Source organism: Intrasporangium sp., assembly GCF_035688975.1.
GTDB lineage: Bacteria > Actinomycetota > Actinomycetes > Actinomycetales > Dermatophilaceae > CALMNV01.
Genome location: NZ_DASSMH010000035.1, coordinates 1 through 23,676 on the forward strand (window position 1 = coordinate 1; position 23,676 = coordinate 23,676).

At 72.0% G+C, this 23,676-nt stretch carries 24 protein-coding genes and 1 tRNA gene; 11 read left to right on the forward strand and 14 right to left on the reverse strand.

Translation table 11 applies throughout. From position 1 onward, the window contains the following. Window positions 1–302: 302 nt before the first annotated feature. Window positions 303–980 (reverse strand): TetR/AcrR family transcriptional regulator C-terminal domain-containing protein, encoded by a 678-nt coding sequence (locus VFJ94_RS03625; protein ID WP_325002826.1) that lies wholly within the window; start codon window positions 978–980, stop codon window positions 303–305. A 91-nt stretch (window positions 981–1,071) separates the two neighbouring features. Between VFJ94_RS03625 and VFJ94_RS03630 the strand changes: the two genes are divergently transcribed. The 4 genes from VFJ94_RS03630 to VFJ94_RS03645 all read left to right on the forward strand — a co-directional run bounded on the left by VFJ94_RS03630 (window position 1,072) and on the right by VFJ94_RS03645 (window position 4,153). Further along, window positions 1,072–2,238, forward strand: a complete 1,167-nt coding sequence (locus VFJ94_RS03630; protein WP_325002827.1) for an NAD(P)-dependent alcohol dehydrogenase — start codon at window positions 1,072–1,074, stop codon at window positions 2,236–2,238. Further along, a complete protein-coding gene (locus VFJ94_RS03635) occupies window positions 2,235–3,146 on the forward strand; it encodes an ABC transporter ATP-binding protein (RefSeq protein ID WP_325002828.1) in 912 nt (303 codons plus the stop codon). The genes VFJ94_RS03630 and VFJ94_RS03635 overlap by 4 nt, the downstream gene beginning before the upstream one ends. A gap of 86 nt (window positions 3,147–3,232) precedes the next feature. Further along, the gene (locus tag VFJ94_RS03640) at window positions 3,233–3,991 is read left to right on the forward strand and encodes an ABC transporter permease (RefSeq protein ID WP_325002829.1); all 759 of its coding nucleotides are present in this window, start codon (window positions 3,233–3,235) and stop codon (window positions 3,989–3,991) included. Continuing rightward, a complete protein-coding gene (locus tag VFJ94_RS03645; RefSeq protein WP_325002830.1) occupies window positions 3,992–4,153 on the forward strand; it encodes a hypothetical protein in 162 nt (53 codons plus the stop codon). A gap of 293 nt (window positions 4,154–4,446) precedes the next feature. Here the strand turns inward: VFJ94_RS03645 and VFJ94_RS03650 are convergent, their stop codons facing one another. Together VFJ94_RS03650 and VFJ94_RS03655 are read right to left on the reverse strand one after the other, a co-directional pair. Further along, complete coding sequence (locus tag VFJ94_RS03650; protein WP_325002831.1) at window positions 4,447–4,854, reverse strand: PPOX class F420-dependent oxidoreductase; 408 nt, start codon at window positions 4,852–4,854, stop codon at window positions 4,447–4,449. Between the two features lie 75 nt (window positions 4,855–4,929). Then, on the reverse strand, window positions 4,930–6,291 hold the full coding sequence (locus VFJ94_RS03655) for an HNH endonuclease signature motif containing protein (RefSeq protein WP_325002832.1): 1,362 nt from the start codon (window positions 6,289–6,291) through the stop codon (window positions 4,930–4,932). 537 nt (window positions 6,292–6,828) lie between these two features. Here VFJ94_RS03655 and VFJ94_RS03660 point away from each other — a divergent pair. Together VFJ94_RS03660 and VFJ94_RS03665 are read left to right on the forward strand one after the other, a co-directional pair. Then, entirely contained in the window at window positions 6,829–7,284 is a 456-nt protein-coding gene (locus VFJ94_RS03660; protein ID WP_325002833.1) for an SRPBCC domain-containing protein, read from the forward strand. A 100-nt stretch (window positions 7,285–7,384) separates the two neighbouring features. Next, window positions 7,385–7,936: a TetR/AcrR family transcriptional regulator gene (locus VFJ94_RS03665; protein WP_325002834.1), complete on the forward strand. Its 552-nt coding sequence runs from the start codon at window positions 7,385–7,387 to the stop codon at window positions 7,934–7,936. A 5-nt stretch (window positions 7,937–7,941) separates the two neighbouring features. Here VFJ94_RS03665 and VFJ94_RS03670 read toward each other — a convergent pair whose 3' ends face one another. Further along, window positions 7,942–8,076: a hypothetical protein gene (locus tag VFJ94_RS03670; protein ID WP_325002835.1), complete on the reverse strand. Its 135-nt coding sequence runs from the start codon at window positions 8,074–8,076 to the stop codon at window positions 7,942–7,944. 97 nt (window positions 8,077–8,173) lie between these two features. Between VFJ94_RS03670 and VFJ94_RS03675 the strand changes: the two genes are divergently transcribed. From VFJ94_RS03675 to VFJ94_RS03690, 4 genes are all read left to right on the forward strand, one after another. Then, window positions 8,174–9,433, forward strand: a complete 1,260-nt coding sequence (locus VFJ94_RS03675) for a deoxyguanosinetriphosphate triphosphohydrolase (protein ID WP_325002836.1) — start codon at window positions 8,174–8,176, stop codon at window positions 9,431–9,433. Window positions 9,434–9,458: 25 nt separating this feature from the next. After that, on the forward strand, window positions 9,459–11,417 hold the full coding sequence (gene dnaG, locus VFJ94_RS03680) for a DNA primase (protein ID WP_325002837.1): 1,959 nt from the start codon (window positions 9,459–9,461) through the stop codon (window positions 11,415–11,417). Continuing rightward, window positions 11,417–11,935 (forward strand): hypothetical protein, encoded by a 519-nt coding sequence (locus VFJ94_RS03685; protein ID WP_325002838.1) that lies wholly within the window; start codon window positions 11,417–11,419, stop codon window positions 11,933–11,935. Before dnaG ends, VFJ94_RS03685 begins: the two co-directional genes overlap by 1 nt. 69 nt (window positions 11,936–12,004) lie before the next feature. Then, window positions 12,005–12,077: transfer RNA gene (locus tag VFJ94_RS03690), tRNA-Asn, on the forward strand. Between the two features lie 204 nt (window positions 12,078–12,281). Here the strand turns inward: VFJ94_RS03690 and VFJ94_RS03695 are convergent. The 8 genes from VFJ94_RS03695 to VFJ94_RS03730 form a co-directional block, all read right to left on the reverse strand. Further along, on the reverse strand, window positions 12,282–13,202 hold the full coding sequence (locus tag VFJ94_RS03695; RefSeq protein ID WP_325002839.1) for an amino acid ABC transporter permease: 921 nt from the start codon (window positions 13,200–13,202) through the stop codon (window positions 12,282–12,284). Continuing rightward, entirely contained in the window at window positions 13,199–13,864 is a 666-nt protein-coding gene (locus VFJ94_RS03700) for an amino acid ABC transporter permease (RefSeq protein ID WP_325002840.1), read from the reverse strand. Before VFJ94_RS03700 ends, VFJ94_RS03695 begins: the two co-directional genes overlap by 4 nt. 114 nt (window positions 13,865–13,978) lie before the next feature. Next, complete coding sequence (locus tag VFJ94_RS03705) at window positions 13,979–14,806, reverse strand: glutamate ABC transporter substrate-binding protein (RefSeq protein ID WP_325002841.1); 828 nt, start codon at window positions 14,804–14,806, stop codon at window positions 13,979–13,981. 93 nt (window positions 14,807–14,899) lie between these two features. After that, a complete protein-coding gene (locus VFJ94_RS03710; RefSeq protein ID WP_414654554.1) occupies window positions 14,900–15,703 on the reverse strand; it encodes an amino acid ABC transporter ATP-binding protein in 804 nt (267 codons plus the stop codon). A 92-nt stretch (window positions 15,704–15,795) separates the two neighbouring features. Next, window positions 15,796–17,211 carry a M23 family metallopeptidase gene (locus VFJ94_RS03715; RefSeq protein WP_325002842.1) on the reverse strand — a complete coding sequence of 472 codons (1,416 nt, stop codon included), beginning with the start codon at window positions 17,209–17,211 and terminating at the stop codon, window positions 15,796–15,798. A 102-nt stretch (window positions 17,212–17,313) separates the two neighbouring features. Then, entirely contained in the window at window positions 17,314–18,444 is a 1,131-nt protein-coding gene (locus VFJ94_RS03720) for a hemerythrin domain-containing protein (protein WP_325002843.1), read from the reverse strand. Between the two features lie 60 nt (window positions 18,445–18,504). Further along, on the reverse strand, window positions 18,505–19,800 hold the full coding sequence (locus tag VFJ94_RS03725) for an RNA polymerase sigma factor (RefSeq protein WP_325002844.1): 1,296 nt from the start codon (window positions 19,798–19,800) through the stop codon (window positions 18,505–18,507). An 8-nt stretch (window positions 19,801–19,808) separates the two neighbouring features. Then, window positions 19,809–20,147: a YciI family protein gene (locus tag VFJ94_RS03730; protein WP_325002845.1), complete on the reverse strand. Its 339-nt coding sequence runs from the start codon at window positions 20,145–20,147 to the stop codon at window positions 19,809–19,811. A 176-nt stretch (window positions 20,148–20,323) separates the two neighbouring features. Here VFJ94_RS03730 and VFJ94_RS03735 point away from each other — a divergent pair, with 176 nt between their 5' ends. Beyond that, window positions 20,324–20,692: a DUF6221 family protein gene (locus VFJ94_RS03735; RefSeq protein WP_325002846.1), complete on the forward strand. Its 369-nt coding sequence runs from the start codon at window positions 20,324–20,326 to the stop codon at window positions 20,690–20,692. 22 nt (window positions 20,693–20,714) lie between these two features. Here VFJ94_RS03735 and VFJ94_RS03740 read toward each other — a convergent pair whose 3' ends face one another. Together VFJ94_RS03740 and VFJ94_RS03745 are read right to left on the reverse strand one after the other, a co-directional pair. Beyond that, complete coding sequence (locus tag VFJ94_RS03740) at window positions 20,715–22,643, reverse strand: hypothetical protein (RefSeq protein ID WP_325002847.1); 1,929 nt, start codon at window positions 22,641–22,643, stop codon at window positions 20,715–20,717. Window positions 22,644–23,023: 380 nt separating this feature from the next. Continuing rightward, window positions 23,024–23,676 (reverse strand): HAD family hydrolase (locus VFJ94_RS03745; RefSeq protein ID WP_325002848.1); only part of this gene is annotated, 653 nt, incomplete at its 5' end.

Genomic DNA, 23,676 nt, shown 5'->3' on the forward strand with positions numbered 1-23,676 from the left:
CAGGCGGGCGATCCGTCGACGTACTAGTACCAACGTCCCATTGTCGTCCAACCCGGGCTCTTGGAGCCTGAGGACGTCAGACACGATCGATCCGGGAGGAGACGCCACGTGCGCAGTCTCGTTGCCGTGGGGGGTCGCACAGGTGGCCGGTCGGCCACCTGCGCGCGAAGGCCCTCGTACACGATCCCCGACTGCAACGACGGGCCGCGCTTCGACGGCGGTCCACGAGGCATCGCCTGATTGCCCCCTGGAGGAGGGGCTGCCGGCTCACCCCCTGGCGGCAGCTCCCTCCTCCAGGGCAGTCAGGCGCGTGCGGCGGCTGCGCGAGCCTCGAGGCCGTCGAGGATGAGCTCGAGGCCGAAGTCGAACTCGTCGCCGAAGTCGTACCCCGGTTGAAGGATGTGCTGGGTGGCGAACTCGACCAGATGCGGGAACTCACCGGTGGAGAACCTGCCCATCATCGACTCGGCGACCTCTGCCACCGACGCGGGCCCGTGGATCGGCAACGCCGCCTCGGACACGGCGAACCCGAAGACGTAGCTGTCGATCACGGCGAAGGCGTGCGCCGTGAGCTCCACCGAGAAGCCGGCCGCGCGTAGGCTCGCGATGACCGCGTCGTGATGGCGAATCGTCGCCGTTCCCGGCGCCGTCCGCGACTGGAGCAGCAGGATCGCCCACGGGTGGCGTCGCAGCACCCGTCGCGCAGAGCTGGCCCGCCGGTGCATCTCGGTGCGCCAGGCTCCGCTGGCCGACGGCAGCTCGATCTCGCCGTAGACGAGGTCGACGATGCCGTCGAGGATCTCGTCCTTGTTCGCCACGTAGTGGTAGACGGACATCGGCTTGGCACCGAGCTCACGGGCGAGGGAGCGGATCGTGAGGGCCCCGAGCCCGTCGGCGTCCGCGATGGCCATGGCCGCCACCAGCACCCGCTCCCGGCTGAGCTGCGCGCTCTCCTGCCGGCGTTGTCTGGCTGACGTCACGATCGGATCTCCCCCTAGTGGTCTCGTACTTTGTACGTTAGCATTCGTACTAAGTACGGCGGGCCCACCGCCGGCAGCGAAGGAGAGAGCCATGAAGACTCAGCACCGGCCCGCAGCCGCGGGGGGATATTCCTGGACCCCGACCCGGAGGTCGGTCGAGCAGGTCGTCGCACCGCTCGTCGAACGGGGCGATGCGAAGGGCGAGGCGGAGGGCGAGGCGGAGGACGCGATCGGCAACCCCCGAAGGGGCCGCCGAGCGCACCCGGAAGACGCAACCATGCAGGCCGTCGTGCAGGACCGGTACGGCTCGGCCGACGTGCTCCGCCTCGCGCGCATCCCTGTGCCCACCATCGGCGAGCGCGACGTCCTCGTCGAGGTGCACGCGGCGGGTCTCGATCGCGGCACCTGGCACCTCATGACGGGTGAGCCCTACCTCCAGCGGCTCGCCCTCGGCTTTCGCGGGCCGAAGCAGCCCGTCCCCGGGCGGGATGTCGCCGGCACCGTCGTCGCGGTCGGTAGGGCGGTGACCAGCTTCGCCCCCGGTGACGAGGTCTACGGTGTCGGCCGCGGCTCCTTCGCCGAGCTCACCGTCGTGCGGGAGGACCGGCTCGCGCGCAAGCCGGCGAACGTGACGTTCGAGCAGGCCGCGGTCGTCCCCGTGTCGGGGCTCACCGCCCTGCACGGCGTGGTCGATGTCGGTCGGGTGGAGTCCGGTCAGAAGGTGCTCGTCACGGGCGCGTCGGGCGGCGTCGGGTCGTATGCCGTCCAGCTGGCCAGGGCGTTCGGCGCCGAGGTCACCGGCGTGGCCAGCACCGGCAAGCTCGACCTGGTGCGGTCTCTGGGCGCCGACCACGTCATCGACTACACGCAGGAGGACTTCGCCGATGGTGTGCACCACTATGACCTCGTCGTCGACATCGCCGGACGCCCGACGCTCTCGCGGCTGCGCCGCGCCCTCACCCCCACCGGCACGGCCGTCCTCGTCGGCGGCGAGGACGGCGGCAGGCTGACAGGCGGCATGAACCGGCAGCTGCGGGCCCTGGCCCTGTCGCCGTTCGTGGGCCAGCGGCTGACCATGGTGGTCAACAGGGAGAGCGGCCAGGACCTCGAGCGGCTCACCGACCTCATCGAGGCAGGAAAGGTGACGCCGAGCATCGACCGGACGTACCCGCTGGCCGAGGTGCCCGCCGCCATGAGGCACCTCGAGGCCGGCCACGCACGCGGCAAGGTCGCCGTCACCGTGCGGCCCCCCTCATGATCCGGGTCGAGTCCCTCACCAAGACCTACGGCGGCTTCACTGCCGTGGACGACGTGTCGTTCACGGCGGAGCCCGGCCGCGTCACGGGGTTCCTCGGCCCCAACGGTGCTGGCAAGTCGACGACGATGCGGGTCCTCGTCGGACTCACCCCCGCCACGTCAGGCACTGCGGAGGTGTGCGGGCGGCGCTTCGCCGACCTGCCCAACCCCGGTCTGGAGGTGGGGGTCCTGCTCGACGCGTCGGCGCAGCACGCAGGTCGCACGGGGCGGGAGATCCTCATCCTCACCCAGCGGATGATGGGCCTGTCCGCAGGTCGGGTCGACGACATGCTCGAGCTGGTCGGCCTCACTCCTGCCGAGGCCGGGCGGCGGGTCCGTCACTACTCGCTCGGCATGCGGCAGCGGCTCGGCATCGCGACGGCCCTGCTCGGCGAGCCTGAGGTGCTCGTCCTCGACGAGCCGGCGAACGGGCTCGATCCGGCTGGCATTCGCTGGATGCGCGACCTGCTGCGTGGCTACGCCGATGATGGCGCGACCGTGCTGCTCTCCTCGCACCTGCTCCACGAGATCGAGGTCATCGCCGACGACCTCGTCGTCATCGGCAGCGGCCGCATCGTGGCCCAAGGCACCAAGGCCGAGCTGCTCAGCGCAGCCGGGACCCTCGTCCGGACGCCGCACGTGGGCGCACTGTCCGGCGCGCTCACGGCATACGGCGCCGCCTTCGCGCCGAGCGGCGCGGTGGGCCACACCGACGCCCTCCGCGTCGAGGCCGAGCCCGAGGTCGTGGGCCGGATCGCCTCTGCGGCCGGCGTGGCGCTCATCGAGCTACGCGCCGCCGAGGGCGCCGGGCTTGAGGAGATGTTCCTCGAGCTCACCGCTGACACCCAACGAGAAGGAGCAGTCGCATGAGTACCAGTGCCGGGGAGGCGCTCCCTCGCGGGGCTGTGCCGGTCGGGACCGACACAGGGAGCGGGGCGCGAGGTGCTCGACGCTCCGTGGCGCCCGCGCCCATCCCGCTCGTACGGATCGTCTCGGTCGAGCTGCGCAAGTCCTTCGACACCCGGTCGGGCTTCTGGCTGCTGGCCAGCGTCGGCATCGCGTCGCTGCTCGCCACGGCCGGCGTCGTCCTCTTCGCGGCCGACGACCAGCGGACCTACAACACCTTCACCCTGGCGATCGGCTTCCCGATGGCGGTGATCCTGCCGATGATCGCCATCCTCGCGGTCACCGGCGAGTGGAGCCAGCGCAGCGGCCTGACGACCTTTACCCTCGTGCCCCACCGTGGCCGGGTCATCCTCGCCAAGGGCATCGTCGCCGTGTCCATCGCGGTGGCCTCGATGCTGGTCGCCTTCGCCATCGGCGCGGCGGGCAACGCCGTGGGGGCCGCGACCGCCGGGATCGAGCCGGTCTGGGACCAGAGCCCCGCCGTCCTCGCGAGCATCCTGCTTGGCAACACGCTCATCCTCCTCGTCGGTTTCACGCTCGGGGTGCTGATCCGCAACTCCGCCGGCGCGATCGTTGCCTACTTCGTCTTCGCGTTCGTGGCGCCGCCGCTGCTGGAGCTGCTGGCCGCCACGCAGCAGTGGTTCCACGACCTCTACCCCTGGGTCGACCCCAACGTCACGCAGCATCTTCTCTTCAGCGGTCCGCTCGCGGGCGAGCAGTGGGCCCAGCTCGGGCTCACCTCGGCGGTGTGGCTCGTGCTCCCTCTGGGCATCGGCCTGTGGACGCTGCTTCGGTCAGAGGTCAAGTAGGTGGCCCCCGTCAACCCCCCGCCGGTGGGCGGCCAGACGGGCCCCGTCCCCGGCGTCGCCGTGCGCACCGGCGTCATCGTGCGCACGGGCGTGCACATGGCTGGGCCCTTCCACGAGGCTCGCCTGGAGCCGCGCCTTGGCGCGGTCGCACACGCGTCTTGACGGTGTTCTGCGGTATGCCGGGGAGCCGGCCCGCCTCGCGGGTCGTGAACCCGCCGAGGGCGGTGGCCTGGATGGCGGCCCGAAGCATCCAGGCACCCACGTCGCCGCTGCCGCTGTAGCGGCCGGCGGACCGACAGCCATGGGGCGTGCCGGTCGTCGGGCTGGCGGAGGGCGCCGAGCTCGCCTTCGGTCAGCGCCTCGACGAGCCTCTGGTCGTCGGGGGCGCCAGACGATGTCACCCCTCTACTGTCGAGGTCTACGGCCCTAACGGTTCCGGCTTCGCCAGGCTCGTCTCAGGACAGGGTGATGCGGATCCCGGCCCGGGGCTTGCGGCGCATCACTGGGCCGAGAAGGCGCTCGGCGGTGTTGCCGAGCCGCGCCATCGGATACTTCGCCGAGATCGCCCGCTTGACCGCCTCCACACCCGCCGGGTCGCGCACGACTCGCGCGGTCCCGGCATACGTCGGTGCTCCTTGAGACACGGCGCCGCGGATGTCGCTCGGGCGCAGCTCGACCCGCGCGGTGTGGGCGAGCCGCTTCGTCTTGCCCACGTCGTCTACGGTGATGACGACGAGCTCGTCACCGTCGCGTGCCACCCACACGGGGCTGGACACGGGGGCGCCGTCGCGCCGGAAGGTGGTCAGGGAGACGTAGCGCTGCTCGGCCAGAGCCGCGAGGGCGTTCAGGTGCTCGGGGTCCACATCGTCAGCGTAGGCGCGGCCGCGTGCCACATCGCTCGCTCGAGGGCCCCGGAGACCGGCGCCTCGAACGATGACCTAGAGGTGCCAGGTGACAGACCTGGCCGTGACGGTGGCGGTCAGGTCGTGCTGGTGGACGTGGGTATGGTGTCTCGGGCACAGCAGGGCCGTGGTGAGCAGCGACGTCTTGCCGCCCCGGGCCCAGTGGTGCACGTGGTGGCCGTCGCACCATTGCGCCGGGACGGTGCAGTTGTCAAAGCTGCAGCCCCGATCCCGGGCGATCAACGCGAGCCGCAGGCCCTTGGTGACCAGGCGTCGTTGCCGGCCAACGTCCAGTGGTTCGCTCTCGCGGCCGAGGACCATAGGAATGATCCCGGCGTCACAGGCCAGCCGGCGCACGGTGCCCGCGGTCAACACGTCACCGGTCGCGGTGGTCCCGATGCCGGCCAGGCGCCCGGTCAAGACGTCGTGATCGATGGTCACGACGACCTTGGCCTTGTCGGTGACCGGCAGCCCGTCGGGGGCGGACACTCCGCGGCCGATGATGGCGACCAGGGCGTCGGCGCGGCGTTTGGCCGGGGACCGCGGGTCCGGCTCCACCGTGTGCCCCTGGGCGTCCTTGCCCGGACACGGCGCCGACAGCGGCTCGACAGCCGCCTTGACGATGGCGGCGGCCTCGGGGTCCAGCACGGCGCTCATGCCGACCATCCCGGTGCGGTTGGGCGCGGTGAACCACAGGCCGCGGGACTGGCGGCGCGCCTCGTCGAGCCGGTCCGCCTCGCGCGGTGGGGTCAGCTGCTCGCTCTCCTGCCGGACTCGGCGGGCCAGCTCCTCGGGCCGCAACATGGCGGCCTGCTCGCTCAGGTGCTCCAGGACGGCGTCGAGCTGCACCGGGTCCGCCACCCGGGAGACCCGCCCATAGAACTCGACCAGGGCGGCGGCGTTCGCGACGGTCACGTGCCGCAGCGCGACCCGGGCCCGCAACTCGGCCCACCGCGGCTGGTTCATCGCCTGTGCCAGTGTGACGAACGCCTTCGCCGCCCCGGCGCTCAACCCCGGATCGAGCGCGCGCAACCAGTCGACCCGCGACAACCCGCCCGGGGGTTCGACCCCGCGCGCGTCGAGCTCGGCCAGCACGTTGACCAGCATCACGTCGTGACTGGCCCGCAGCCCGGTCACGTGCTCGGCCGCCGCCGTCAGCTCCACCTCCGTGTGCCGGGTCAGGGCCATCCCGACCGTGGCGTCGAGCAGCACTCCGACGGGCTCATCCGTCCCGCTTGTCCCCGGCTCCACCACATCCGGCACGCCGTCGGTGGAGAGGTCGTCGGCGGTTGGGACCTGCCGGTCGCCGCCGTCCGGGTTGCCGGTGTCAACGTCGAGGGGGTCTGCGCCCAGGGTGTCCCGGTCGAGCCACGCCACCTCCCTCGGGTCCACGGGCATGGTCGTCCCCGGCGCCAGGTGCGACCACACCCCCCGGCGAGGCACGCGGGAGCTGGCCACCGCAGAGCGCCGGCTCACCCGGCGTCGCCGCCTCGCCCCGCCCTCTCCGTGCTCTCGCGACGCCTCAGCCGGGCCGCAGGACGGTGTCGCCCTGCTGCCCTCACGCTGATCCGCCGCCGTCGCCGCAGGGCCGTCCGGTCGCCGTGGAGCAGCCGCGGGAGCCAGGGCGCCCTGCGCACCGACCCAGTCGGTCTCCGGGGGCTGACCCAGTGACGCGAGGAATGCCCTCGAGGCCCCCGCCGGCCCGCTCCCCACCGCTGTGACGCGGCGCGGCAGCGCCTCCAGAAGATCCGTGGCATTGTCCATGTATCGAACGCTAGTACGACCCACCGACACTGCACCCGACACGACACCCAGACACAGCACCGACACTGCCTCAACACGGCCCCATCCACACTCCGCCCGGACGACCCACCGCTTGACAGGGCTAACGACATTAGCCATTATGGCTAATGTCGTTAGCCCTCAGGAGGAGCCATGAGATCCATCCACACCGCCATTGACATCGCCGCGCCCGTCGCGACCGTCTGGGCCGAGCTGTCCGCAGTGGAGGAGTACGCGGCCTGGAACCCCTTCGTCACCAGCTTCCAGGGCGAACTCGTCGCGGGCGGCCGGGCCAACGTGCGCATCGTGCCGCCCGGTGGCCGACCGATGACTTTCCGTCCGACGATCACCAAGGTGGAGGCGGGTAGGCGTCTGGAGTGGCTCGGGCGGCTCCTCCTGCTGCCAGGGCTGGTCGACGGGCGGCACTCGTTCTCTCTGGAGGCGCTCGAAGGCGGCGGCACGCGCCTGACCCAGGCTGAGCACTTCACCGGGTGCCTGGTGCCGTTTCTCGGGGCGACCGTCGAGCGCACCCGCGCGGGGTTCGAGGCGATGAACGAGGCGCTGCGCGTGCGTGCAGAGAGAGCCGCCGTCACAGACGTCGTTCGATGACCACGGTCGTCCCGGCCTTGCGAACCGCACCACGCGCGGCGCAGCCGGCCCTTGACCGCGACTGCGCCTCCCGGCTGCGCACGCCCGCTGGGTGGCGACGATGAGCCGACGGGACGAGATTCTCGATGTGGCCGCCGCACTGCTGGAGGAGGAGGGCCCCGACGCGCTGACCATGCGGGAGCTCGCCGGCCGCATGGGGATCCGCGCGCCGTCGTTGTACAAGCACGTGCGGGACAAGGACGAGATCGTCGCCGGACTGCAGGAGCGGGCGCTGACCCACCTGGCCCGACATCTTGCCGCCGCCGACCCCGGGCTCGGCGGGCTCGCTGATGCGTACAGGTCATGGGCCATGGCGCATCCCAAGCTCTATGAGGTGGCAACCCGGCGCCCCCTGGCGCGCGAGCGCATCGCGCCGGGTGTCGAGTCCGCGGCGGCGGCGCCCATCGTCGCCGCCGCAGGCGGCGACGAGCATCTCGCACGAGCCCTGTGGGCTCTCGCGCATGGGCTCGTCGACCTGGAGCTCTCCGACCGGTTTCCTCCCGGTGCCGATCTCGACGCCACGTGGCGGACGGCCCTGCGGGCTTTCAGCGGCGGTATGCCGCCGGGCGCGGTGGCGCCCCATGTGGGGCCCCATGGTGAGGGGACGCGGTGACCGGCTCAGCGCTTCTTACGCGGCGGGATGATCTCGTGCTGGGACTTCGCCTCGTCCTTGGCGTGCTTCTCGGCACGCTTCTCCTTGATGGACTTCCCGCCCTTCTGCGACATGTGGGACCGCGGTGACTTGTCGGCCATGGCCTGCTCCCTCGCTGCGAAGCCCGCTCGGGCTTTACGACCGACACTACGCGGGGCCCGCACCGGCTGCGAGAGGTTTGTCAATAGAGTCGAGGCCGTGGCATACGAGAGCCGAGACCGGGAGCGCTGGGTCGCCGAGGACCCCGCCCGGAAGCGGGCCGACCGCGACGACTTCGCCCGCGACCGGGCGCGCGTCGTCCACTCCGCAGCGTTGCGGCGCCTGGCGGCCAAGACCCAGGTCCTCGCCCCTGGCCACGACGACTTCGTCCGCAACCGGCTCACCCACTCCCTGGAGGTGGCACAGATCGGCCGCGAGTTCGGCGCCGCCCTCGGCTGCAGCGCCGACCTCGTCGACACCGCCTGCCTGAGCCACGACCTGGGACACCCGCCCTTCGGGCACAACGGCGAGTCGGTCCTCGACGAGGTGGCGGCCGACGTCGGCGGCTTCGAGGGAAACGCCCAGACCCTGCGCCTGGTGACCCGCTTGGAGGCCAAGCGTGCGCATGCCGACGGCACGTCGGCCGGCCTCAACCTCACCCGCGCCAGTCTCGACGCAGCAACCAAATACCCGTGGCCGCGCGGCGGCGTGCCTTACGCCCGCGCCAAGTTCGGCGTGTATGCCGCGGACCTGCCTGTCTTCGAGTGGTTCCGCGAGTCCGCCCCGGCCCGGAGGCCATGCCTGGAAGCGCAGGTCATGGACTGGTCCGACGACGTCGCGTACTCCGTCCACGACGTCGAGGATGCCATCGCCTCCGGCTGGATCGATCCGCGGGTGATGCACTCGCGCACCGACATGGCGACGGTCCTCGACGTCGCGGCGGCGACCTACGCGCCCGACCTCGGCGCCGACGCCCTCGCGGCCGCGCTCGAGAGGATCCTCGCCTCGGGAGTGGTGCCGGCGGCATACGACGGGTCCCGTCCCTCGCTTGCCCGGCTCAAGGACATGACGAGCCGGCTCATCGGCCACTTCGTCCGCGTCGTCGAGGAGGCGACGCGGGAGCGCCACGGTCCAGGGGACCTGGCCCGCTTCGACGCCGACCTCGTCATCCCCGACGGGGCGCGGGCCGAGTGCGCGGTGCTCAAGGCGGTCGCCAACCACTTCGTCATGACGACCGAGGCCCGCCTCCGCGTCCTGGAGAGCCAGCGCGAGGTCGTCCTCGCGCTCGTCGAGGCGTATGCCGCCCGCCCGGAGGAGCGCCTCGACGCGGACTTCGCCGCCGACCTGCGCGCGGCCCGGACCGACGCCGAGCGGCTGCGCGTCGTCGTCGACCAGGTGGCGTCCCTGACGGACGCGCGGGCCCTCGCCCTGCACCGGCGCTGGCACGGCTGCGACGAGGGCGTCGGCCCGACGACCTAGACTTCCCCCCAGCGGAAGGAGGCACATGGCGGGGCTGATCAAGGCCGAGGACATCGCGGCGGTCAAGGAGCGGTCCTCCCTCGAGGACGTCGTGCGCGAGCATGTCACCCTGCGCTCGGCCGGTCCCGGCTCGCTCAAGGGCCTGTGCCCTTTCCACGACGAGAAGACCCCCTCCTTCACCATCCGGCCCGCCGTCGGCGCCTGGCACTGCTTCGGCTGCGGCGAGGGCGGCGACCTCATCTCCTTCGTCCAGAAGGTCGAGCACCTCGGGTTCTCGGAGGCCGTCGAGCGTCTCGCCCAGAAGCTCGGCATGGAGCTGCGCTACGAGGACGGCGGATCCCGGCCCCGGGAGGAGGGCCTGGGCCGGCGCGCACGACTGCTCGAGGCGCACCGCGTCGCCCAGGAGTTCTACGCCGAGGCCCTGCTCAACCTGCCCGCGGCCCGGGCCGGACGCGACTTCCTGCGAGAGCGGGGCTTCAACGGTGCCGCGGCCCGGCAGTTCGGCGTCGGCTTCGCCCCTCGGGGCGGTGACGACCTCGTGGGCCACCTGCGCGCCAAGGGCTTCACCGACGACGAGCTCGTCACCGGGGGGCTCGCCGGTCGGGGCTCTCGCGGCCTCTACGACCGTTTCCGTGGCCGGCTCGTGTGGCCGATCCGCGACATCACCGGCGACACGGTCGGCTTCGGCGCCCGGCGTCTCTTCGACGACGACCGGATCGAGGCGAAGTACCTCAACACCTCCGAGACGCCGATCTACAAGAAGTCGGCGGTCCTCTACGGCCTCGACCTCGCCAAGAAGCGCATCGCCGCCGACCGGCAGGCCGTCGTGGTCGAGGGCTACACCGACGTCATGGCCTGCCACCTCGCGGGCGTGGAGACCGCGGTCGCGACGTGCGGCACGGCCTTCGGGACCGATCACATCAAGGTGCTGCGCCGGATCATGCGTGACGAGCCGGGCCTGGCGCCCGCCAAGGTGGTCTTCACCTTCGACGGCGACGCGGCGGGGCAGCAGGCCGCCATGCGCGCCTTCGCCGACGACCAGAAGTGGGCCTCGCAGTCCTTCGTGGCGGTCGAGGCGTCCGGCAAGGACCCGTGCGAGCTGCGCCAGCACGAGGGCGACCTCGCCGTGCAGGCCCTCGTCGAGGACGCCTCGCCGATGTTCGAGTTCGTCGTGCGCACGACGATCGGGCGTTTCGACCTCGGAACGGCGGAAGGCCGCATCCAGGCCCTGCGCGCCGTCGCACCCGTCGTGGCCACGATCCGCGACCGGTCGATGCGGCCGGAGTACACCCGTGAGGTGGCCGGCTGGCTCGGCCTCGAGGTCGAGCAGGTCGCCGCCGAGGTCTCGAGAGCCGGGCGGAGCTCCGGCGACGACGCCCGCTCCGGCCGCTCGGGCCGGCCGGGCCGCGCCGGCCGGCCGGCCGACCGCTCCGCCGGCGACGAGGTGCCCGAGCCCGGGCCGGGGGAGGCCGGTGACGCCCTGCCCGTCCCCGACCAGCGCGATCCCGTCGTGCTCGCCGAGCGGCAGCTGCTCCAGGTGCTCCTGCAGTTCCCCCACGTCCTTCGCCCCGGGTCCATCGACCTGCTCACGGGCGAGTCGTTCTCGGCGGCGGCGCACCGGGCGGTGTTCGACGGCATCCGCATCGCGTCGGCCGGAGGGGAGCGGGCGACCACCCAGGCCTGGACGTCCGCCGTGACCGAGGCGGCTGCGGACGCGGTTGCCGGGCTCGTGAGCGAGCTCGCGGTCGCGAGCCTGCCGATCCGGATGGACCCGCTCACCGGTCTGCCGACGTCGCGCTATGTCGACGAGCTCTTCGTGCGCGTGCGCACCGTCGCCCTGACCCGCCGCATCGCCGACGCCATGAGCGAGCTGCGCCGGCTCGACCACGCCGAGACGCCCGACCACGAGCGCTCCCGGCGGCTCGGCACCCAGCTGCAGGACCTGCAGCGGCAGCTCGCGGCGATGAAGGCCGGGCTCTCCTGATGGGTCTCTTCGGCCGCGCCCGGGGGCCCACCGCCGCCGACCTCGTCCGGGGGCAGGTGCCGCTGGCGGCGGGGGAGCGCCTCCTCGCCATGGCCACCGACGAGACGAGCGGCGGGCACGTCGTTGCGACGACCCACCACCTCGCCCTCGTCGACGCCGCCGGCATACTCGCATGGCGCCATCCGTGGCACGAGGTGGAGTCGGCCACGTGGCAGCGGGACAGCTTCCTGCTCACCGTCCTCTGGGTCGGCCACCGCCGGCCCGCGCAGTGGCTCGTCCGCGAGCCGTCCCGGCTCCAGGAGACCCTGCGCGAGCGGGTGCAGGCCAGCGTCGTGCTCGCCGACGAGTTCCTGACGCAGAGCCGCCGGCGCGTGCGCGTGGTCATCCGCCAGGACCTCGCCACCGGCGCCCTGCTCGAGCAGACGATCCCCGGCCGCGGGGCCGACTTGTCCGACCCCGACGTGGCCCGGGAGGCCGCCGACCGGCTCGCCCGGCTGCGCTCGGAGGTGGGGCTCTGAGCCCCTCCCGGGCGGCCTTTGCGCAATTTAGTGGCGGCGGGTTCCTTTGCTATGGTTGCCCGGCAGCAGTCCCCTGTAGCTCAACTGGCAGAGCAGCCGGCTGTTAACCGGCAGGTTGTTGGTTCGAGTCCAACCGGGGGAGCGCGACGACAGAGGGGCGGTTCCCGGCCGGGAGCCGCCCCTTTCGTGCGTGTCCGCGTGGTGCTGCCCCCCGGCTGTGCACCCCGACGACCATTGGTGCCCGGCAGCGTCCCCTTTGTGCGGGAATGGGCCGACCGCGCCGCAGCAATGGTCGTCCGGGTGCACGCGCCGGGGCGGGCGAAGGAGCTGCCGTATGCCGCCGGGCTCAGTGGCCCCGCAGCGTCTCCTCGTCCCGGTGGTGACGGGCCTCCTCAGCGGCGTCGTCGACCGGGGCCACCGCACCCGGCGCGACCGCGGCCTCGTGGATCGTGGGGCGGCCCCGGCGGCGCAGCCGTCCCTCGACGCGCCCGGCGAGCACGGTGAGGGCGTAGTTGATGAGGATGAAGATGACGGCGATGAAGAGGATCGCCGGCACGGGGTTGCCCCAGTTGGAGCCGATCTGCTGGTAGGTGTTGAGCAGCTCGGGATAGGTGATGATCTGGCCGAGCGCGGTGTCCTTGAGCACGACGACGAGCTGGCCGACGAGCGCCGGCAGCATGGCCGTGATGGCCTGCGGCAGCTGGATCAGGCGCAGCGTCTGGCCCGCCGTCAGGCCGATGGACAGGCCGGCCTCCGCCTGGCCCCTCGGCAGGCCCCCGACCCCCGAGCGGAGCAGCTCCGCCACCACCGCGCCGTTGTAGAGCGTGAGTCCCGTGACGACGGCGGCCAGGGGGTTGATCTCGCTCTGGAAGACGTTGTTGAACGTGTAGAGCCCGAAGGCGGCGGTCATCATGACGAGGACCGGCACGGACCGGAAGAACTCGACGACGACGGTGCTGACGGCTCGGATGGCCGCGTTGTGCGACAGCCGTCCCGTGCCGAAGACGAGGCCGAAGATCGCGGCGAGCACGATGGAGATGGCGGCGGCCTTGAGCGTGTTGACCAGTCCCGGGACAAGGTAGTCGACCCACATGGAGCTCGTCGCGAAGGGGCTCCACTTCTCGGCGGCGAGGTTGCCGCGCTCGCCGAGCTTGTAGAGCGCGAAGGCGACGAAGGCGAGGACGAGCGCGGCTCCCGCCACCGCCGTGACCCGGTGCCGGGCGCGGGCGCGCGGCCCTGGTGCGTCGAAGAGGACGGAGGCGCTCATCGCCGGACCGCCAGCCGGGTGGACAGGTGCGTCGTCAGCAGGCCGACGGGCAGCGTGAGCACGACGAAGCCGATGGCGACGATGCCGAAGATGGGGATGAGCAGGTCGGGCCGGAACTCCTGCATCTCCTTCATCAGGCCGCTCACCTCGGCGACCCCGATGGCGGTCGCGACCGTCGTGTTCTTCGTCAGCGCGATCAGGGTGTTGCCGAGCGGCGTGATGGCGCCGCGGAACGCCTGGGGCAGGAGCACCTCGGTCAGGCTCTGCCCGAAGGTCAGCCCGATGGACCGGGCGGCCTCCGCCTGGCCGACCGGCACGGTGTTGACGCCACTGCGCAGCGCCTCGCAGACGAACGCGGCGTGGTAGACCGACAGGCCGATGATCGCCCAGATGATGTTGTTGCGGGCGATGTCGTCGCTGAAGTTGAACCCGAGGTTGACGGCCATGACGATGTTGGACGCGATGATGATGAGCGTCAGCGGCGTGTTGCGGACGGTGTTGACGTAGAAGGCGCCGACCTTCTGGAAGAGGCCCACCGGGGAGACCCGGAGGATGGCGACGAAGGTGCCGAGGACGAGCGACCCGACGGCCGCGGTCACCGTCAGGAGGATTGTCATCCCGAAGGCGGCGAGGATGTTGTACTGGGCGAAGAGCTCACCCATGGGTCCCTCCTCTGGTGGGCTTGGGCGGGCGAGAGGACAGTTCGCGGCGACGACCACACCCGTCGGCCGGTATGCCGTCCACCCTGCGTGGACGGCATACCGGCCGGTTCGGGATCAGGAGCACGCCTCCGGCTTGGGCGGGTTGCCCTCACCCGGGGTGAATCCCGCTGGGCCGAGGTACTTGTCGACCGACTTCTTCCACTCGCCGGAGTCGATGAACTTGTTCAGGGCCGTCGTGATCTTCGTGCAGAGCGCGGTGTCGCCCTTCTTGAGGCCCACGCCGTACTTCTCCGTCGAGAAGGTCTTGCCGACGACCTTGAGCTTGCCCTTGTTCTGCTCCTGCGCGGCATACCCGGCGAGGATCGTGTTGTCCGTCGTCAGCGCGTCGACGCTGCCGGCCTTGAGGGCGTCCACGCACAGCGTGTAGGTGTTGTACTCCTGCAGGTTGACGCCCGGGTACTTCTTCTGCAGGTTCGCGGCCGACGTCGAGCCCTTGACCGAGCACAGCTTCTTGCCGGTGAGGCTGTCGGGCCCGCTGATCGACGAGTCGTCGGCGCGGACGAGCAGGTCCTGGCCGGCGATGAAGTACGGCCCTGCGAAGGACACCTTCTGCTTGCGCGCGTCGGTGATGGAGTAGGTGCCGACGACGTACTGCACCTGGCCCGACGAGATGAGCGTCTCGCGCTGGGAGGAGACGGCCTCGACGAACTGGGGCGTCGAGCCGAGCTCCTTGGCGATGAAGTTGGCGACGTCGACGTCGAAGCCGGAGTACGTCGAGCCCGTCTTGAGCCCGAGCCCCGGCTGGTCGAACTTGATGCCGACCTTGATGCTGCCGCCCGAGCCTCCGGAGCCCGAGCCGCCGCTCGTGCCGCTGCCGCAGGCGGCGAGACCGACGGCGGTGACGGCCGAGACCGCGGCGACGGTGATCCGACTGACCTTCATGGTGTTTCCTCCTGTGCTGCCGAGTGTCGGCATCGGGGTGGGGCGCGGACCCCTTGTGAGTTGCCACGCCACGGTGGTGCGTGCGCACGCTGCCTAGTGCGTGAGGATCTTGCTGAGGAAGTCCTTGGCTCGCGGCGACTTCGCGTTGGTGAAGAACTCCTCGGGCGTGTCGGACTCGACGATCTCGCCGTCGGCCATGAAGACGACCCGGTCGGCCGCCCGGCGGGCGAAGCCCATCTCGTGGGTGACGACGATCATCGTCATCCCCTCACCGGCCAGCTCCGTCATGACGTCGAGGACCTCGTTGATCATCTCGGGGTCGAGCGCCGACGTGGGCTCGTCGAAGAGCATGACCTTGGGCTCCATGGCGAGCGACCGGGCGATGGCCACACGCTGCTGCTGGCCACCGGAGAGCTGCGCCGGGTACTTGTCCTTCTGCTTCAGGACGCCGACGCGCTCGAGCAGCTCGGTGGCGTGCTTCTCGGCGGCCTCGCGGGACTTACCGCGCGCCTTGATCGGCCCCAGGGTGACGTTGTCGAGGATCGTCTTGTGGGCGAAGAGGTTGAAGGACTGGAAGACCATGCCGACGTCGGCGCGCAGCCGCGCGAGCTCCTTGCCCTCCTCGGGCAGCGGCTGGCCGTCGATGAGGATCCGGCCCGACTCGAAGGTCTCCAGGCGGTTGATGGTGCGGCACAGGGTCGACTTGCCGGATCCTGACGGCCCGAGGACGACGACGACGTCCCCCTTGCCGACGGTGAGGTGGACGTCCTTGAGCACGTGCAGGTCGCCGTAGTGCTTGTTGACGCCCTCGACGACGACGATGGGCTCCCGTGTGCGGGCGGCGCCCTTCGCCCCGCGCGCCCGGTCCTCGGCGGTGGCCGGCTTCACTTCGTCCATGCGCGCAACCTACCGGCTTGCCGACGCGCCCGGGAACATCGCGCGAGCGCCGACGCCGAATCGTGAGGAGGGCGGCGAGGGGTTGCGGAGGGTCAGCGGCCGCTCGAGGTGACGAGGGAGGCGGCGCGTTCCACCAGGGCGGTGACCGTTGCCGTGACGGTGGCGGTGACCGTGGCGGTCGCGAGACCGACGGGCGTGGGGTCTGCGGGGCGTCCCGCGTCGGTCGTATGCCGCCGAACCGCCGTCCCGGAGGGCGCGGGCACGGGCGCGCCCTCGGTGACCGTGACGGTGACCGTCCTGGTCACGGTGGTCGTCGGCTCGGTGGTAGTCGACGGGACGGTGGTGGTGGTCGTGGTCGTCGGCGGCTCGGTGGTGGTCGTGGTCGTCGTCGGCTCGGTGGTCGATGTCGTCGGGACGGTGGTCGATGTCGTCGACGGGACCGTCGTCGTCGTGGTGGTCGTCGTCGTCGTGGTGGTCGTCGGCTGGGTGGTCGTCGGCTGGGTGGTCGTCGGCTCGGTGGTCGTCGGCGCCGTCGTCGTGGCCGTGGTGGTCGGGGCTGGCGACTGCGGGGTTTCGGTCGGGGTCGGGGGGTGCGTATGCGCAGCCGGGACGGTCCGCGGAGCCGGCACCGGCACGTCGCCGTCCTCGACGGTGTGGACGACGGCACCGGAGCGGTCGAGCACGAAGGCGGGGGCGGCGGCATACGGGATGCGGGTCGGCTCGGAGGGCGCGAAGCCCAGGTAGGGCGCCGGGTCGACGTAGTGGCCGTCGATGATCACGTCGAAGTGCAGGTGGCAGCCGGTGGACCAGCCGGTCGTGCCCACGAGGCCGATGACGTCGCCCTGCTTGACCACGTCACCTTCCTTGACGAGGAACGCGGAGAGGTGGGCGTAGCCGGTGCGCAGGCTCGCCGTGTGCTCCACGATGACGCGGCGGCCCCATGAGCTGGACTGTTGCGCGAGCACGACGGTGCCGTCGGCGGCCGCATGGATGGGCGTGCCGCACGTCGCGGCGAGGTCGAGCCCCGTGTGGAACATAGGTCGGCCGAGCACCGGGTGCAGGCGCGGTCCGAAGACGGAGGTCACGCCGCCGGCCACGGGTCGGATGAAGCGGGGGCCGCCCACGACCGGTGCGGCCAGCGCGTCGAGGGTGAGCGGTGTCAGGGCGAGGGCGGCGAAGAGCGGCAGGCCGCCGCCACGGGCTGCCGCCGTGGCGGGGCCGGTCGGGAGGCCTGCCCCGGCCGTGCCCGCCGGCTGGGCGGAGCCTGGCGAGGAGGCGGAGCCCGACGCGGAGTCGTCGGCAAGGGAGGTCACTCCCAGGTCCGCCGACCCCGCCACGACCGCCGGACTGCCCGCTGCGAGCACGACCGACGGCTGTGCCGGCACGGAGCGGCCGCCAAGCAGGGGCAGCAGCGCGACGACGGTGACCATGGCCGCGAAGGGTGCCTTGCGCGTGAGCCGAAGCCGGATCACGCGCGGCTCGCTGGCCGGCCGCGCCTCCTCATGCATGCGTGGATCCCCCTGAGGCGGTGACTGGTGTGTCCCCACGATAGGTGGGCGCCAGGGACGGCCGTCGGGGTTCCGCGAAATCCTGGCCGGGGATCTTCTGGGTCAGACGTGCGCCGCCGGGTCAAGGCTTCGGAGCTGGGCCCGGGCCGCGGCCACCATGTCGGCGAAGCGGCCCCGCCGGTTGGCCGCATCGGCCTCCTGCATGGCGAAGGCCTCCACGAGCCGCGCGGCAGCTGCTGGGGTGAGGATGCCCGACAGGCTGGGCAGCTCGACGTGCTCCTCCGCATCGCAGTGGTAGTTGAGGGCGTGCTCGAACAGCCCCAGCTGTGTGTCGAACACCGGCGAGTCGACCCACAGCTCCTCGAGCCGCTCGATCTGCTGCGCCATTCCCGACTCCTCGAGCGAGCGCTGGTGGCCCACGTCCTGACCGTCCGCAGCGGCCACGAGCGGGTGCAGCAGCTCCTGTTCCACGGCCTCGTGGCCGGCGAGGAAGGCGAGCAGCTCCCGCAGCGCCTCGCTGCGCGCGTCCCCGGCCGTGGCGTGAACCTGCCGGATGAGGGCGCCGATCCGTGCGTGCTGGGCGGTGAGCGCCTCGAGGACGTCCGTCGCGGTGACCTCCCCTCGGAAGCGGTCCCGGATCCCGGCGGCCGCCTCCCCGTCGTGGCTCTCGCGCAGGGCGGGGTGGCGGCTCGAGACCTTGCGGGCTGACGTCAGGTGGCCACCGAGGTAGCCGGCGACCCCGGAAGCGCCCGCCCCGGCGAGGGCGAGTGCGGTCCCGACAGCGTGCCGGTCCCGGCGCCGAGCAGCCCACGATCCGGCATACAGCCCGATGGCGCTCGCATTGAGCGCGGCGTGCACCACGCCCACCCGCTGTGCCGGCCGCGCCGCGCGTTCCCACTCGAACCAGCCTGTGACGGCGGTCGGGACGGCCCCGAGCAGACCGATGGCGAGCAGGCGGCGCGCGGCCGGGCGCGACTCGACGCCCCCGGCCAGGTCGAGGACGGTCGTGGCCGTCCACATTCCGAGCGGCAGGTCCGTCAGCAGCGGGTGCAGCGCGTGACCGAGCCACTCCCCGCGCAGGATGGGAGCGAGCGACGTCCGGCCCAGGGGTCGAGTGACCCGGCGGATCCGGTCGACGGCCCGGTCGAGGTTGCCGTTGCGCTCGAGGGCCACGGCGGCGCGGAGCGGGAACGGCATCGTGGGGACCTGGTGTCGCGGGGTGTGGGTGGTCATGCCTTGTCCCTACCCAGCCGGGCCCTGGTTATGGCGAACCCGGGCGGACCGTGTGCCGGGTCAGCCGTCGGAGGTGCCGGCGGGGCGGGAGGAGTCACGCATCGACGCGAGTCGACGCTCGAGGAAGTCGCGCTCCCGCTCGTTGTCGACGAGCTCGAGGGCATGGGCGTAGGCGTGGGTCGCTGCGACAGGTTCCCCGAGGCGCCGCAGCAGCTCGGCTCGGGCGGCCGGGAGGTAGTGGTAGCCGGCGAGCGCCCCGCTCTCCAGCTCGTCGAGGGCGGCAAGCCCGGCCTGCGGGCCGTCGCGGAAACCGACGGCGATGGCGCGGTTGAGCGCGACGACGGGTGACGGCCACTCCGCGAGGAGCCGGTCGTAGAGCATGGCCACCCCGCGCCAGTCGGTGTCGTCGAAGGACGGCGCCGTGGCGTGGAACGCGGCGATGGCTGCCTGGAGGACGAACCGGCCGGGTCGACCGCCGTGCAGCGCGTCCTGGAGCAGACGGCACCCGTCCCGGATGGCTGCAGCGTCCCAGCGACCGCGGTCCTGCTCCTCGAGCGGCACGAAGGCGCCGGCGTCGTCGACCCGCGTGGCCGCTCGGGCCTCGCCGAAGACCATGAGGGCGAGCAGCCCGCGCAGCTCACGCTCGTCGGGCATGAGCTCGAGGAGCGTGCGGGTGAGGTCCACGGCCCGTCCGGTGAGGTCCGAGCGGCGCAGCGCCCCGCCGGACGGGGCGGTGTGGCCGGTCGTGAAGACGAGATGGAGCACCATGAGCACCGCGTCGAGCCGCTCGGCGAGCTCGTGGCCAGCCGGCACGCGGTAGGGGATGCGCGCCGCCGTAATCTTCTTCTTGGCACGCGTGATCCGGGCGGCCATCGTCGACTCGCTGACGAGGAAAGCCGCGGCGATCTCGTCGGTCGTGAGCCCGCAGACCAACCGCAGCGTCAGGGCCACCTGTGCCTCGCGGGCCAGGGCGGGGTGGCAGCACGTGAAGACGAGCCGCAGGCGGTCGTCAGGCACCTCCCGCCGCCCGTCCGCTCCATCCTGCGCCTCGTCCCAGCCCGGCCCCGGCACGGTCCGCTCCTCCTCGACGAGCAGCGGCAGCTTGCCGCGCAAGGCGGCCGCGCGACGGTGGCTGTCCACGGCTCGGTTGCGGGCCGTCGTCGTCAGCCACGCGCCCGGGTTGGGTGGCACTCCGTCGCGCTGCCACGTCTCCAGGGCGCGCACGTAGGCGTCCTGCGCGCACTCCTGCGCCAGGTCCAGGTCCCCGGCCACGCGCACCGTCGCGGCGAGCACCCGGGCCCACTCGCGACGGTGCGCCTGCGCCAGCGCGCGCCGGACCTCCTCGCGCGGCGTCACGTCGGTGGTCAGCCCTCGGGGAAGACCATCACGGGACGGACCTCGACGCCGCCGAAGCGCGCCGGGACGTCCTTGGCGATCGCGAGGGCCTGGTCGAGGTCGGCGGCCTCGACCAGGTAGTAGCCACCGAGGATCTCCTTGCTCTCGACGAAGGGTCCGTCGGTGACGACGTCGCCGCGGATCGTCGTCGCCGTGTCCGCGCCCTGCAGGGCGTTGCCGCCCCGGATCGCGCTCCCGTGCTTCTCGGCGAAGCGGTTGTGCGCCGCCATGACCTCCCCGAAGATCTCGGGGCCGGCGTTGGCGTAGTCGTTCTCGTTCTCGTAGATGAGGACCAGGTACTCGGCCATCTTAAGGATCACTCCTCGTTCGGTGGTTCTGACACTCAATCTACGAACGGGGGTCGCAGAAATCGACAGGTCGCCGCGAGACGGGGCGCACGCCTGCGCGGATGAGGCATGCTGGCAGGAGAGAGCGGCTCCCGCTCCTGGTGCGGGAGCCGGCCGACGACCCGGAGGAGGCCGCCATGAGCGACCTGGTGCTGTTCCTGGAGGCCCGACTCGACGAGGACGAGGCCGCGGCGCGAGCCGCCCTCGGGGGACGGGCGGAGCAGGTGGCGGGTGGCCCGTCGGCGTGGGCCGAGACCGTCGGGTCGGACGGGCAGGGGCCCGTGCCGTTCTCGGGGACGGGTCCCGAGCGCCTGCTCGTCGAGTGCGAGGCGAAGCGGCGGATCATCCGCGACATGCAGGAGCAGGTGTCCTTCGCGCATGCCGAGGCGGACCCGCACCGGAGCGCCTCGGCGGCGCAGATGAGCCAGGGGCTCTACCACGCCCTCATGGTGCTGGCGACGGTGTATGCCGGACACCCGGACTACCGGGACGGCTGGCGCCCCTGACGGGCACGGCATACGCCACGGTTCAGGCGACCCGGTTGTAGCGCAGGACGATCCGGTATCGGCTGCCCTCTTCGTCGCTGAGGTAGTCACGCTGCTCGCGATACTGGCTGGGCACCTTCTCCAGCGGGGTGACCCGCACCTTGATCCCGCTGCCTGTCGTGTACTCGCTGGGGGCCGGCATCGGGACGTCGACGCTGGTCAGGTCCGCGAGGTCGGCCACCGTCAGGCCGAGGCTGTCGGAGATGATCTCGTCCGCGGGCGCCCACAGGGCCAGGAAGAGGACCACCGTGACCACGATGGCCGCGGCGATCAGCAGCACGATCGGGTGCGCCAGGCCGAGCGCCAGAAGATCCTTCAGACCGATCGCGAGAGCGGTGGCGCCGAGGCCCGCGCCGATCGCGGCGAGGGCGACCTTGAGGTAGTGCAGGAAGGCCTCGCTGAAGCTGTCGATCTGCTCCCGGTACGCCTGCTCGCTGTCGATCTCGAAGCCGGTGATGGACAGGAACATCGCGTCGATGCTCGCCTGGTGGGCGAAGAGCAGGGCCGTCATGTCCCGCACGTCACCCGAGTCCAGGTCGCCGAACTCGGGGGAGTCGAAGGCGAGCTCGTCGCCGAGCAGCAGCTCGGTCAGCCCGAAGGTGACGGGATACGCACGGACGCGCACGCGCACCTCGTCGGAGCCGAGGAAGGACGGGGACGTCTCCTCGACTGCAGTCAGCGTCTCGCTGGTGATGGTGAAGCGCGCGCTGTCGGGTGGGACGACGCGCACGAACTGCGGGTTGGACACGATCGGGTCCCCGAGCTGCGGGATGCCGCTGACGTTGGGCAGGACGACCTGGACGGCGTACACGGCGGGCGCGAGGTCGGTGGGGACGAGGAACGTGATCCGGTCGTGGACGCGGGAGTCGCGGATGGGGACGGTCTGCCCTCCGACGGTCTCGGTGAGGGGTGTGACGACGTCCCCGACGACATGGGCGTCCACCTCCCGCGTGACGTTCGCGTCGGGCTGCGCCGTGAGGCGGATCCTGGCGTCGACGCTGATGTAGTTCATCCCGTGCAGCTCGACGCTCTGACCGCCCCGGACCTCGGGGACGCGCAGGCAGGTGACCTGGCTGCCGTCGGAGAGGAAGTTCCCGGGGCAGTTGCCCGCCTGCACCTCGCAGCTCGTCTCCGGTATGCCGCCCACGAGCACGACCTCGCAGTGCTGCTGGAGCTCCTCCGGCTTGTAGTCGCCCGGGCTCAGGTGGGGCAGGAACTCGTTGGTGCGCAGGCCGTTGAGGGCGTAGATCGGCAGCTGGATGTCGAACGACTCTCCCTCCGGCTTGAAGAAGCGGTTGCGTCCGGGTCGTTCCTGCTCGACGCCTGCCGAGTCGCCGAAGACGGCGGTCCCGACGCGGGTCGTGATCTCTCTGGCGAGAGCTGAGGCGAGGCGTGCGGCGTCCACCGGCGTGTCCAGGTCCGTGACGAGCGTCGAGTCGAACAGCTGGTTGCGTTCGGCGGTGCCCAACGCGTCGAAGGAACCGAGCGAGCACGACAGCGTCCGCTGCACCGGGGCCGGCATTGCGCGAAGCACGGCGAAGGTCTCCGCCTCGAAGGCGGTGGCGGGGGCCCGACCGGCGAGGTAACGACGCGACGTCTGCACGAAGCCAGCAGCGAGCGCGGACGGGACGGGGGAGTTGGCGAGGAGCCGGTCCAGCTTGCTGCGCTGGCTCTGCTTGGGCTTGGACCCGATCGCGAGCGGCACGCACTGCCCGGGCGCGATGGGCTCCGCCGGGCATTCGGCGCAGGTCTCCCGGCACGGCGACGGGTGCTCGTCGCCGGGGCAGGCGTGGACGTGCACGTCACCCGTGTTGGTGATCTGGATGGCGCCGCAGCCGCAGCCGCCTCCGCAGCCGCAGCCGCGCCGATCGCCCCGCTCGCTCGTCGTGGTCGTGTCGCTCGTCGTGCTCATGCTGACTCCTCGGTCGATGCCTCCATCCGGAAAGAGGCCTGCCACGGCCTCCTGATACGGGGGGACCAGCTCAGGTCGCCGAGGGCGCGTCGCTGTGGCGGAGGTAGCGGTCGGTCACCGCGCGCACGATGCGATGTCGGGCCCGCTCGCTGGGCACCCGGTCCTCCGACACCGTCAGCTCGATCCCGGCGAGGTGGCCGCCGAGCTCGTCGTCGGCGAGGATCTGCGTGACCCAGCGCGACAGGTCACCGCGGTCGATGTGGAAGCCCAGGCGCCGCCTCGACGGCGGGCAGGAGGCGCCGGACGTATTCCGCCCGCGCCGGCTCCGTCATCCCGGACAGGTCGAGCACCACGCTGCCGAGGCTGCGGGCAAAGCCCGCTCAGCACCTCGATGGGCTCCGGCGCACACTCGGAGACCTCCACGAGCTGCACGCTGGGCAGGTCGCCGAGGACGGTGTGGTCGCCCTCCGGGTCGACGACGAGCACGGTAGCCGGCCATGATCCACAGCTCCGCGAGCAGCCCGGCCAGGTAGCTTTTGCCGGAGCACGGCTCCCCCCCGACGAGGACCGTCGTCTGCGAGCCGGGCACGCGGGCCCAGCCGGTCGTCGTCGAAGACCCCGCTGGGGATCCAGTGCCGGGCCGGGCACAGCCGCTCCGCCCCGTCGAGGAGGGGGACACGCAGCAGTGCCGGCAGGCCGTTGCCCGGGCCCGTCGGGAGGACCAGGTCCGCCCGGCGCAGGAGCGAGGGCACGCTGTGCGGGACGGCGGCCCCGACCTCGGCGGCGACGAGTAGGGCGAGGTCGTTCTCGGCGTCGCCCACCGCCAGGGCGTTGCGCGGGGAGTGGTGCAGGTCGGCGAGGGCCGCGACGAGGCCGGTGCCCTTGGTCACCCCCGCGGGCAGAACCATGGCTGCGGCACGGTTACCCACGACCTGGTGGTCGACCCCCAGGTCGGCCACCGCCTCGACCGCGGCGGAAGCGAACTCTCCGTCCAGGGCCCGCAGCACCCGGCCCGTGCGGAACGGCACGCCGC